This window comes from Antarctobacter sp., from assembly GCF_034670325.1.
Taxonomy (GTDB): domain Bacteria; phylum Pseudomonadota; class Alphaproteobacteria; order Rhodobacterales; family Rhodobacteraceae; genus Antarctobacter.
In genome coordinates this window covers 479,833-491,958 of record NZ_JAXMNR010000004.1, presented here as the reverse complement: position 1 = coordinate 491,958, position 12,126 = coordinate 479,833, and the positions used below count along the sequence as shown (strand labels likewise).

Below are 12,126 nucleotides of genomic sequence, written 5' to 3'. Positions count from 1 at the left end.
GGGGCGACGTTTCGGCCAAAGGCCGGATCGAGCGCCGTCTGTCGACCCCGGCAACTGGCCGCACGATGGGCCAGATGTTCAGATGCCCAGAACGTCCCGCACCCCCGACAGGCGCGAGCGGCTCACCGGCACCTTGGGCAGCGACTCGACCGCCTCGAAAAAACACAGTCCCGTGTCCTTGGTCCGTCGAAATTCCGTCACGAAGGCAGGGTTGACCAGATAGCTCCGGTGGGTCCGGATCAGCCCCGCAGGCCCCAATCGCCGCGCCGCCTCGGAAATCGACCAAGGGCAGAACAGCTTGTCTCTGCCGGAGTACAGCACCGTATAATGGCCCTCCGCGCGCACCGCAGCGATCGCGCCCGCGTCAAGAAACTGGGTGCGCCCCTCTTTCTCGAAGGGGACGGAGACGCGCGCGCCCGCCGGGACAGCCGTTGACACCTCATCTTCGAGTACTGCAGCAGCGTCCAAGTCCGCCGGTCCTGCGGCCTTCACGGGAAAGAAGGTCGCGCCGGACAGCAGGAATGCGCCGCAGATCGCGAAGGACGACAGCGTCACCCCCATCGCCAGAATTTCGTTCGACAAGATCGGACCTGCCCCGCCACCGCTGCCCAGTCCGACAAAGCCAGTTCCGGCCATGGCGACGAAATGCACGACAAAGACCGAAATACCAAAGAACAGCGTGCCCAGCAGAATGTGGCCCCGTGTCCTTTCGCCATAGGCCACCCAGATCGCGGCGATCGACAATGCCAGCGCCGCAACCAGCGCCACTGCCACACCGCCGACGCTGTAGACCGGGCGACACAGTTCCATCCCGCTCATGCCAACGTAATGCATCGCGACGATCCCGGCGCCGACTATCGCCCCTGCCAGCGTCAGGCTGGCGAGCGTGCGTGCATGGAAATGCAGGATCAGCAGCGCCAAACCCACCATCAGGATCGCGATCAGCGCTGATATCAGCGTCACAAGCCCGTCGTAATAAAACAGGATCGGCAGTTGCAGGCCCAACATGGCCACAAAGTGCATCGACCAGATGCCACCGCCCAATGCGATGGCCGAAATCGCAACAACCGCCTTGCGCCGCCCCAAGGGCAGACTCGATGCGCCGCGAGTGATCGCAAGACCGCTGAATCCGGCCATGAGCGCAACCGCAAGAGACGCCGCCACAAGCGTCGGATGATGCGAAAACTCCAGCACGCAGCCGCTCCTCCAGATGCGCGAAAATTAGTCATGCCATCCTCGCGGCGCAAGCGCATCAAAGCCTCCTCATGCCTGACTTGGCACAATTTATGATAGTATGAACAAAATTTGTCTCGACAGAACAGCGGGCTAACGGAAACACTCCGACGTTTTCTTCGTTTTCTGTTTCTTAACCCGCACCAATGACGCGCCTTCAAAAATTTCCCGCCCAACCCTTCACGGATTCGTATTCCCATACCGAACCATGGATCGGTTTGGCCCCGGTCTACTGCTCGCCATGCTGCTACAGGAGCCCTGAAACAACTTTGGTCTCACGGCATACCCCAGCTTCGCAAGACGTGCCTCAGGCGCTCGGCGGGGCCATGTGCCCGGGCGCAGGCATCTTGCAGCACACCACCACCATACGAACCGTCGGGTCTGTTCCCGACCAGAACCAATGGTCCGCGAGGGGCCCTCTGCCGGGTCAACGCACGACGGTTTCGCACCTGCGCATCTCGCCACTGCCCAAGACCAGGCGAGGCGCGCACCTGATGAACAGGCCCCTGCCCCATGTGCTTTCTCTGCCAGAACCCAACCCGAAGACCGATGACTACGATTTCCATGGCCTGACCGGATCGATCGCCGCCGCCGCGACGTCCGGCGACGGCGACCGGCGTGCCTTCAACGTTCACGCAGGCGACACGCTGACGGTCAATTTGGACGGACTCGACCTGATCGACCTTGGAACGCGGGTCTACAACCAACGCCTGAGCCTGACAGACGCCACTTGGTCGGATCTTGATGGCTACGTGGGCAACTTTGGCATCGCCTGCGGGGCGGTGATTGAAAACGCCATAACCGTCGCCGGTGATGACACCTTTGATGGCGGTTCGGGTGACGACACAGTCATCGTTACCGGCGCCTCCGAAGGGAATGACCTGAATTGGGACGGCACGCTGCGGATCACTGACACCGACCTGACCGATGGCGACGACAGAACCGACATGTTGACTGGTGTGGAAACCCTGAGCTTTGCCGACGGGGCCTTGGGCACGATCCAGAACCACGGCGCGGTCACCAGAGTGCGTCTGTACAAGACCGGCAGCGGCCTGACCGAAGGCCCCCTTGAGGTTGACGCGACCGACAGCCACGGATGGCAAAGCATCGCCCGCAGCTTTACCGCCTCGGGCCAATGGACCAGCCCGACAAACGCCTATGACAGGGGCCAACGTCTCTCGCGGGATAACCTATGACGACGGGCGCGAGATCGAGATCGGTTATGACAACAAACAGTGGGATGCTGTTCGAACGTGTCACCCGTTGGGACGATGGCAAAGAAGTCGTGGCAACGTACGGCTAGGACAGCATCGCCTGTTCGGTGTCAATTGGTATTGCTGCGGTTGCGGTCCTCTGTCAGGCCCTTATCGGGCACCGGGACGACATCGACGCTGTGTCGCGTGCTATGCAGCCCCGAACTGCGCAGCGAGCCTTTGACCGGCGCCACGTCGGCGTAATCGCGGCCCACCGCCACACTGATGTGATCCGCGCCAACGCGCATGTCATTGGTCGGATCAATCTCGATCCAGCCCATCTCTTGCCCACACCAGGCCCGCACCCAGGCGTGCATCGCATCCGCGCCGGCCAAGCGTTCCTGCCCCTCGGGCGGTTCCGTCCGCAGAAAGCCAGAGACATAGCCCGCAGGCACGCCGATCCCGCGCAAGGCGGCGATCATGATATGGCTGATGTCCTGACAGACGCCGCGCCGGTTGGCAAAAGCCTCTGCCGGATCGGTGGTCACATCCGTCGCCGTGGGGTCAAAGGTGATTTCCTCGTGCAACCCGTGCGCAATTGCCTCGACCACCTTCAGCACCGGTTGGTCCAAACGCGTGAGGTTGCGGGCAAAGGCGCTGATCGCAGGCACCAGTGCAACGCGGTCCGATGCCGCCATAAAGTGATGCGGCGACTCTGGCGCAAGCGACGGCACCTCGGCCAGTTCGCGCGGCATTCCCTGCAGGGCACAGGACAAGTCCAGTTCATTGGGCAGATCATTGCGCCGGATGCGCCCGGTAAAGCGAAAGTCGACCGCGTCCAGAGGCGTATCATAGGTGATCTCTGTCAACGCATTGCCAAAAAAATCCACCCGGTCCCGGCGATAGGCCGGTTGTGGATCGGCCACCAGCAGACCGGACACCAGCCGCTGCGCCGGACCGCTGCCCGGCATCATGCGCAGGTGCATCCGCGCGGACGCGGCAGGCAGATTGTAGGCATAGCGCACCGCGAGCGTGACGTCGTAGAGCATCGCCTACCCCATGTACTCGTTATGAATGGCATCCGACACGGCCTGCAGATCGTCGGCCAGTTTGGCCAGCGCAGCACTGCTCAGTTCCTCTGGTGTGGCGATGCTCAGGTCGGTATGGAGCCGCAGGATGCGGCGGCCCACAACGCTCAACTGGCTGGATTTGCTGCGCCGGGGCAATTTCGCCTGCTGATCGCGCAGCACCCCCGCCTGATAGATGACGGATCGAGGGTTCTCCGGGTCCAGCGCCAGCAGATCGACCACCGTGGTGCGGTTTGTCTCTACGGAATAGCGGCGGCGGTGGGTCATCACGCTGTCGCCAATCTCCAGCGCGGCATCAAGGCTGCCCTGAGGCGTGCCCTCATCGGAGAACACCGCCAGCAGGTCCGAAATCTGCACACCGCGTTCCAGTGCGCGCCCCATCGACATAAAGCGCCAGCCCGAGAACCGGAACATGTTGTCATTCACCAGACCGGCAAACCCCGCCAGCTTGCGCAGCAACTGGCTAAGCGCGCGGCCGGTGGCATCACCCGGCTCGACCGCTCCGGCCAATGCGCGCGCCGCGCCCTCCAGTTCGTCCAGCGCGTACCATCCGTCGTCCGAGAACCTGTCCCGCACCTTGCTGGCGCAGCCCCGTGCGTTTTCCAGCAGGGTCAGGAACAGGTCCGGCATGGGTTGCGACAGGTACAGCCCCCGGCCCTGAAGATAGCGGCCCAACTGGTCGAACACCGGCATCGGGGTCCCGCCGTGATCCTCCAACCGCAGGTGATAGGCCCGCAGGGTCCGTGCGGTGAAATCCGCCCGCTCCACATAGCGTCCCAGCCAGAACAGGTTATCCGCCGCCCGTGCCGGAAGCCGTCCGGGCATCCGCCGCACAAAAGGTCCGGGCTGCTGGCCTGACAGGGTATCGGGGGCAACCGGACGGTCGCCGACAACCCAGACATCCGCCACTGACCCGCCGCTTTGCATGGCCAGCGCCGTGGGGTCGCCATTGCGCCCGATGCGGGCGTAGCCACCCGGCATCACGGTCCAACCATCGCGCGTGCGCGCCGCAAAGACCCGCACCACCATAGGCCGCGGCACCAGTTGACCATCGATCATCGCGGGTGTCGTGGACAGCGTCACCGCCTCCTGTCCCACCAGCGAGTCGCCGTTCTTTTCCAACCAGTCGAGCACAGGCCCGCGCGCATTGTCCCGGAACCGGCCGCCAAGCGCCGTGGTGCTGTCGAAGTCAAACGGAAGATCGGTCGACAAAGCGGGACCGATCATCATCCGTTCCAGATTGTCGCGAACATAGGCGCGTTCCTTGGCCTGCCCGCACCACCATGTGGCAATGTTGGGCAGCTTCAGCCGCTCTCCCAGCAGCGCCTCGGAGATACGCGGCAGAAAGGCCATCAGCGCCCGCGCCTCCAGCACACCCGACCCAAGGCAGTTCAGCATCGTCACTGATCCTGAGCGCAGCGTGCTGACCATGCCCGGCGTGCCAAGCGCCGACGTTTCATCCAGTTCCAGCGGATCGGCAAATCGTGAATCGAGGCGTCGCCAAAGCACGCTGACCGGCTCCAGCCCGCTGATCGTGCGCACCATCAGCTTGCCGTCTATCGTCACCAGATCCTCAGATTCCAGAAGGAGGAAGCCAAGATATCGCGCAATATAGGCGTGTTCGAAATAGGTGTCGGTGTGCTGACCCGGGGTCAGGATCGCCACCTGCCCTTGCTCTGTCCCGCGCAGCTGGGTCAGTCGATCCCTGAAACTGCGAAAGAACCCGGCCAGCCGCTGAACATTCGCCTCAGGGTATAGCTCATGGAAGACGCGCAGGGTCGCCATACGATTTTCCAGCGCAAAGCCGCTGCCCGATGGGGCCTGCGTCCGGTCGCCCAGCACCAGCCAACTGCCATCGGGCGAGCGCCCGATCTCAAAGGCGAGAAAATGCAGATAATGCCCCGAGCGCGGTTTCACCCCAACCATAGGGTTGAGCCATTCGGGATTGCGCGCGATCAATTGCGGCGGCAGCAAGCCACGTTTGACCAGATCGGCAGGACCGTAAAGGTCCGCCATCGTACGTTCCAGCAGTTCGGCCCGCTGTTCGATCCCGGCGGCAAGTTCGCGCCACTCGGACTCGCCAATGATCACCGGGATATGGCTAAGCGGCCAGTTACGCATGGCGGATTCGTCGCCGGTATACTGGCGATAGTAGACGCCCGCATCCTGCAGGTAGAGGTCGCCGCGGGCAAAGTCCTGAGCAACCTGGCCGGGATCGCGCCCGGCCAGATGGTCAATCATAGGCTTCCACGCCGGGCGCAGGGTGCCGTCACGCCGCAACAATTCATCAGCCACCCCTTTGGGTGGCTGATAATGTTCCAGCGGCGCCTTGCGCGCCGGTGCAGCGGCGCCGGTTTCGACCATATTCAGATCCAGGGGGCGCGGCGCAGGTCGAGTGTCATCGGGAACTCCGGATGCGTGTTTTCGGTGGCCGGTTGGTAGGTCCCCGGGGTATGCCCCCATTTCTCAAACCGCGCAAGACGACGGGCATCCGCCTCATTGGTATTGACCGGGAACGTGTCGTAACTCCGCCCGCCCGGATGCGCGACATGATAGGTACACCCACCGATTGCCCGCCCCGACCATGTGTCAAAGATATCGAAGATTAGCGGTGCATCCACCGGCAGCACCGGGTGCAGCGCCTCAGCCGGTTGCCACGCCTTGAACCGCACACCGCCGACGCGGCGTCCGCTTTCCCCGGTCTGTGTCATCGGTATCCTGCGTTGATTACAACAGACAACGTAGCGGTCCGGATCGGCAGAGGTCAGTTGCACCTGCATCCGCTCAACCGAACTGTCGGTATAGCGAACCGTGCCGCCGATTGCCCCGCGTTCGCCCAGCACATGCCACGGCTCCAGCGCCTGACGCACCTCTAGGTGCACGCCGTCGGCTTCGATCTCCCCGGCAAAGGGGAAGCGGAATTCACGCTGCGCCTCATACCATTCGGGCCGCAGATCGAACCCGTGTTCCTTGAGATCGCGCAGCACGTCGAGGAAATCGGCCCAGACGAATTCCGGCAACATGAACCGGTCGTGCAGCGTGGTGCCCCAGCGCACCGGCTTGCCCTTGACGGGCGACTTCCACAGCCGCACCAGCAGCGCGCGGATCAGCACCTGCTGCGCAAGGCTCATGCGCGGATCGGGCGGCATCTCGAAGCCGCGGAATTCCACCAGCCCCAGACGCCCGGTCGGACCGTCCGGCGAATACAGCTTGTCGATGCAGATCTCTGCCCGGTGGGTGTTTCCGGTGACGTCGATCAGGATGTTGCGCAGCAGCCGGTCCACCAGCCAAGGCGGCGGCGTCCCCCCTTCATCCGGGTCGGGGATCTGCGACATGGCAATTTCGAGTTCATAGAGCGTGTCGTGCCGCGCCTCGTCAATCCGTGGTGCCTGACTGGTCGGCCCGATGAAGGTGCCCGAGAACAGATAGGACATCGAAGGATGCCGCTGCATGTACAGGATCAGTGAGCGCAGCAGGTCGGGTCGCCGCAGGAAGGGAGAGTCCATTGGCGTCGCGCCGCCCACGACGACGTGGTTGCCGCCGCCGGTCCCGGTGTGTTTGCCATCGATCATGAACTTGTCGGCGCCAAGGCGGCACTGACGGGCCTCATCGTAGACCGTGCTGGTGATGTCGACGCAATCCTTCCAGCTAGACGCGGGATGCACGTTGACCTCAATCACGCCGGGGTCCGGTGCCACCTTGATCACGTTCAGGCGGGAATCGTGCGGCGGTGTATAGCCTTCGATGTGCAGCGGAAGGTCCAGCGCCTCGGCGGTGGCCTCTGCGGCAGAGATCAGTTCAAGGTAATCCTCAAGCTGTTCAACCGGCGGCATGAAGAGGCAAAGCTTGCCATCGCGCGGCTCTACCGCGATGGCGGTCCGCACGGTCGCCCCCTCCGGCGTCACCGCCTGTTCGCGCAGCGCCTCTGACGGTTCATCCCCGCGCAGGGCGGAAACGGGTTGTTCGCGGCCCGGCGTGGTTTCCGGCAAGGTGTCGCGCTCTTCCTGAGCGATGCGGCGCAGCTCTTCGAAAACGGCCTGCCGCTTGTCGTCCATTTCCAGGAAATCCGGCAATTCGTCGACCGGCACATTGGGGTCTGCCGGATAGACGTAGGGATAGTTGGACGGGCTGACATAGGGCAGCGTACCCAGAGGCAGGCGAAAGCCCACCGGGCTGTCGCCGGGGATCAGGAACAGATGGCCGCGTCGTGCGCGCCACCGTTCCGACCTCCAGCCACGGCCAAAGGCACGCGATTGCCAGCGCTGGATCGGCAGCACAAACCCGGCAGGCTTGTCCAAACCACGCTCAAACACACGCGCGATCCGTTGCCGGGCTTCGGGGTCTTTCAGACGGGAATCCTCGGGCGTCACGTTCTCTGGCAATTCCGCCTCTTTGAGGATCCAGACGGCCGGGTCCTCGAACGCGGGTTGCACGTATTCCGTCCCGATCTCCAACGACTTGGCAAAGCCGACCATGAAGCGTTCGGCGTCAACCTCTGTCGCGGACTTGTCGGTTTCCCGGGCCACCAGGTCCTTGTTGCGCCAGATCGGTTTGCCATCGTGTCGCCAGTACAGCGAAAAGGTCCAGCGTGGCAGAGTTTCGCCCGGGTACCATTTGCCCTGCCCGTAGTGCAGGAAACCGCCGGGGGCGAACTTGTCGTGAAGTCGCCGGATCAACTGGTCTGCCAGATCGCGCTTTTGCGGGCCGACGGCATCAGTGTTCCATTCCGGGCTTTCGAAATCGTCGATGGACACAAAGGTCGGCTCACCGCCCATGGTCAGGCGCATGTCCGCCGCCTCGATTTCCTCGTCGACCTTTTGGCCCAACGCATCCAGCGCGTCCCAGCTTTCCTCGGAGAACGGCTTGGTGATGCGTGGGTGTTCCGCGATGCGGTTGACCTCCATCGCAAAATCGAAATCTGTCTTGGTGTCCTCGTGCCCCTCAAAGCCGCCCACGATGGGGGCCGCATTGCTGTAATGTGGGGTCGCGGCCAGCGGGATGTGGCTTTCGCCGGTCAGCAAGCCGCTGGTCGGGTCAAGGCCGACCCAGCCCGCGCCGGGCAGATAGACCTCACACCATGCGTGCAGATCGGTAAAGTCATGGTCCGTACCCGAGGGGCCATCCAGCGCCTCAAGGTCCGGCTTCAGTTGGATCAGGTAGCCCGAGACAAAGCGTGTCGCGAAACCAAGATGGCGCAGGATATTGATCAGCAGCCAACTGGTATCGCGGCAAGAGCCCGAGCCTTTGGTCAATGTCTCTTCGGGCGTCTGCACGCCCGGCTCCATCCGGATCAGGTAGTCGATTTCGGTTTCGAGCTGTCGGTTCAACTCGACCAAGAAATCAATGGTGACCTGTTTTTTGCGCGGAACGCTTTCGACCCATGCCTTGACCTTTGGGGTGATCGGCACGGCCTTGCGGTAAACCGCGAGATCCGGGGCGATATCTTCGGGGTAGGAAAAGGGCCATTCGCGGGCCACGTCATCCACGAAAAAGTCGAACGGGTTGTAGACGGTCATGTCGGCAACCAGATCAACCTCAATCCGGAATTCTGTCACCGGCTCCGGAAACACAAAACGCGCCAGCCAGTTGCCGTAGATGTCCTGCTGGTGGTTTACGAAATGCCCTTCCGGCGACACTTTGAGCGAATGGCTGATCACCCGGGTGCGGCTGTGAGGTGCAGGGCGTAGACGGATGATCTGCGGAGACAAGGTGACCGGTCGGTCGTACGTGTAGTGCGTGAGGTGCCGAATGCTCGCCGTAATCGCCATTTTTTTCCCGTCTGTTCCGTGTTGCGTTTTCCTTTTTCCACAGAACCCTTCGCAGGCCGGGATGTAAACCCGTTGCCACTGTCGTCAGACATTCGGCCTGTCGTTGCCGCCCCCAAGAGACAGCTTTCGGCAAACGCCTTTTTTTTGAGCAATCCGGCGCAAGACGCTATGCAAGTGCCGGATTATAGACCGCCCAAGGGTGTTTCAGCAGAAAACACCCAAATTCACAGGCCCTCGTGCTCAAGCCGCCTTATTGGTCGGCTTCTTGACAGTCTTGCTGTCAGCGCGGTCGGAAGAACCCGCTTTTTGCGTCGTGAAACGACCGACGGTTTCGCTGAGGGCGCTGGCATCGCCGCGCATCATATGTGCCGAGGCGGTGGCCTCTTCCACCATGGCCGCGTTCTGTTGCGTCACCCGGTCCAGATTTGACACGCCCACATTGATTTCCTGCAGACCCTGCGCCTGTTCCCCGGCGCTGTTCGCGATCCCGCTGACCATTTTCGAAACATCGGCCACTCGGGCCAGCACGTCGTCCAAAGCGCCACCGGCCTCTTCGACCAGTTTGACACCACTGTTAACCTGCTCGCCAGCGCCGGTGATCAGATCCTTGATCTGTTGCGCCGCTGCAGCGCTACGCTGGGCCAGCCCCCGGACCTCTGTCGCCACCACGGCGAACCCCTTGCCCGATTCTCCGGCCCGGGCCGCCTCGACCCCGGCATTGAGCGCCAGAAGATTGGTCTGGAAGGCGATGTCGTCGATCACGTTGGTGATCTCGCTGATCTGATCCGAGGACTTCTCGATTGCGCCCATCGCCTCGATGGCGGACTTCATCACCTGCCCGTTGCGTTCGGCGATATCGCGGGTTTGGCGCACCTGCTCATCGGCGCTCTGCGCGTTTTCCGCTGCCGCTGTGACACTGCTCAACAGTTCCTCCAGCGCCGCCGCCGATTGCTCCAGTGTGGCCGCCTGCGTTTCCGTCCGGCGGGCCAGATCGTCAGAAGCCGAGGTGATCTGGTTGGCGTTGTCCAGCAGGCTGCCCGCACTCGCCGAAACCTCGTCGATCACTTTCCGAAGGCTGGCGATGGCCCGGTTATAGTTGGCGCGCAATGCCGCGTATTCCTCTGGGAATTCAGCCTCGATCTCGCGGTTGAGCACGCCATCGGCCAGCATGTCCAATGCCGTACCCAGGTGGTGAACCATTTCGACCTGCCGTTCCATGTTCTCGGCGCGCTCTTCCTCGGCGGCGCGAGCATCACGCAACGCGACGATCAGCGACCGCATGTGCGCCCCGATTTCACCGAACTCGTCACGCCTCCCGGCCATTCCGACCTCGGTCTCATAGTCGCCTTGCGAAACACGATTGACCGCTTCGGTCAGCTGCCGCAGGGGGCGTCCCAGGCTGCGTTGCAGTACCAAGAGCGTGCCTGCCATCAGGACGACGAACACGACCGCCGCGGTCATCATAATCAGCTTTTTTTCGTTCCGGGATTCCGCAAGCGCCGCATCTGCGTTCAACGCCACCACCAAGGCACCGATTACCGGCCCCTCGGGTTCAGCCAGCACAGGTTCTGCGACGATCAACCCGCCCACCGCCAATTGCCGTGTACCCTCTGCCAAGGCAGTGCGGGCAAGAGCTGAAATCTCATCGACAAGGGCCGGATCATCACCCGCGCTTGCCAAAAGCGCGCCCTCTGCGTCCAAGACCACCATGGCGCTCCCGTCTGCTCCGGCCGCGTTCATTGCGGCCGAAGTCATTTCTTCGATCTTGGGCACGACTCTGAACCGGATCGGTTTGACCAGCGACTCTGCGTAGCGTTCAGCTGATTTGGCCGCCTGATCGACGACGCCCTTGACTGCCAGTCCTTTTATCAAGGACCCCGCCTGGACCGAAATCAGACCCGCCACCACAATCGTGGTGACGGCCATGATCGCCGCACATCTGACGAATACTGAATGGAGCCCAGCCCCAAGCCGCCCCTTGTCGTCCTGTGTCATGCTCGCGTTCCTTGCCCGTTTTGAGTTTCGTTTTTGTCGGATTTTTTACATTAGCGCTTCGGCATCGATGCCGATGGTCATCGCGCCGATGGGCTTACCGCTTGCAGGGTCCGTGATCGTGACAGAGATCTGCGCCTGATAGGTCTGGCTGGACTCGTCGAATTCGATCTCGCCAAAGTGCACGGCGGACGCGCCCTTGGGATAGGTTTCCTGAAACTTGGCCTCATCCCCTTGCCAATAGTCAGAGGTGGCGCCGGACGCGGCAACGTTCAGACCTTGGGCATCCATGACAAAAATCTCAGTGATCATGCCGCCACTGGAGGCAATCTGCGTGCGCAGGAAATCGGCAGCCGCGTTCTTGAGCACGCCATTGACCAGATCAGAGCCGGTGCCAACCTCGGCGCGCCAAGTCTTGTCCAGCGCATCGATTTGAATGGCATCATAGCCAGATGTTTCGGCGTTCTGAGCAGCGATCGCATTGATGATGGTGCCGTCATGCGCCCAAGTCATGATTTCGGCATCTACATAGGCCTGCATAGCCGCATGGGGTTCGACCGCCATGGCCATGGGGGGTGTCGCGACAAGCGCGGCGGACAGAAGAAAAGCGCGGATCATTGGAGTACTCCGGTGTTGGATTCGGGTGCCCGCACATTAGGCGCAGCGCATTTACGTGCCCTTAACCGTCTGTAAAATTGAATTCATTTTTGCCTCCGGATCAAAAGCGACACGGCGTCGTTTTCGGCACAGACAAGACCTATGCGGTCGGAGACGCTGGCAGACATGTGCTGGGAAAACGCAACCATCTCATTGAACTTGCGCAAGATTGGTGCCCGACGCGGACGCGCGGCC

At 62.2% G+C, this 12,126-nt stretch carries 7 protein-coding genes; 1 reads left to right on the top strand and 6 read right to left on the bottom strand.

Going from position 1 to position 12,126, the window contains the following annotated elements; genetic code table 11:
- Nucleotides 1–78: 78 nt before the first annotated feature.
- On the bottom strand, nt 79–1,194 hold the full coding sequence (locus VOI21_RS12955; protein WP_323770313.1) for an MHYT domain-containing protein: 1,116 nt from the start codon (nt 1,192–1,194) through the stop codon (nt 79–81).
- Between the two features lie 533 nt (nt 1,195–1,727).
- Here VOI21_RS12955 and VOI21_RS12950 point away from each other — a divergent pair.
- Nucleotides 1,728–2,429, top strand: a complete 702-nt coding sequence (locus VOI21_RS12950) for a M10 family metallopeptidase C-terminal domain-containing protein (RefSeq protein WP_323770312.1) — start codon at nt 1,728–1,730, stop codon at nt 2,427–2,429.
- A gap of 128 nt (nt 2,430–2,557) precedes the next feature.
- Here VOI21_RS12950 and VOI21_RS12945 read toward each other — a convergent pair whose 3' ends face one another.
- The 5 genes from VOI21_RS12945 to VOI21_RS12925 all read right to left on the bottom strand — a co-directional run bounded on the left by VOI21_RS12945 (nt 2,558) and on the right by VOI21_RS12925 (nt 11,892).
- Nucleotides 2,558–3,475, bottom strand: a complete 918-nt coding sequence (locus VOI21_RS12945) for a transglutaminase family protein (RefSeq protein WP_323770311.1) — start codon at nt 3,473–3,475, stop codon at nt 2,558–2,560.
- Between the two features lie 3 nt (nt 3,476–3,478).
- Nucleotides 3,479–5,878, bottom strand: a complete 2,400-nt coding sequence (locus VOI21_RS12940; protein ID WP_323770310.1) for a circularly permuted type 2 ATP-grasp protein — start codon at nt 5,876–5,878, stop codon at nt 3,479–3,481.
- Nucleotides 5,879–5,880: 2 nt separating this feature from the next.
- Nucleotides 5,881–9,282: a transglutaminase family protein gene (locus VOI21_RS12935; RefSeq protein WP_323770309.1), complete on the bottom strand. Its 3,402-nt coding sequence runs from the start codon at nt 9,280–9,282 to the stop codon at nt 5,881–5,883.
- A 240-nt stretch (nt 9,283–9,522) separates the two neighbouring features.
- Nucleotides 9,523–11,277, bottom strand: coding sequence for a methyl-accepting chemotaxis protein (locus VOI21_RS12930; protein WP_323770308.1), 1,755 nt, complete (start codon nt 11,275–11,277; stop codon nt 9,523–9,525).
- A gap of 45 nt (nt 11,278–11,322) precedes the next feature.
- Complete coding sequence (locus tag VOI21_RS12925; RefSeq protein ID WP_323770307.1) at nt 11,323–11,892, bottom strand: hypothetical protein; 570 nt, start codon at nt 11,890–11,892, stop codon at nt 11,323–11,325.
- Nucleotides 11,893–12,126 lie beyond the last annotated feature (234 nt).

Coding starts and splice junctions, on each gene's coding strand:
- VOI21_RS12935 (WP_323770309.1), bottom strand. CDS start 9,282: ATGGCGATTACGGCGAGCATTCGGCACCTCACGCACTACACGTACGAC.
- VOI21_RS12940 (WP_323770310.1), bottom strand. CDS start 5,878: ATGGTCGAAACCGGCGCCGCTGCACCGGCGCGCAAGGCGCCGCTGGAA.
- VOI21_RS12945 (WP_323770311.1), bottom strand. CDS start 3,475: ATGCTCTACGACGTCACGCTCGCGGTGCGCTATGCCTACAATCTGCCT.
- VOI21_RS12930 (WP_323770308.1), bottom strand. CDS start 11,277: ATGACACAGGACGACAAGGGGCGGCTTGGGGCTGGGCTCCATTCAGTA.
- VOI21_RS12925 (WP_323770307.1), bottom strand. CDS start 11,892: ATGATCCGCGCTTTTCTTCTGTCCGCCGCGCTTGTCGCGACACCCCCC.
- VOI21_RS12950 (WP_323770312.1), top strand. CDS start 1,728: ATGAACAGGCCCCTGCCCCATGTGCTTTCTCTGCCAGAACCCAACCCG.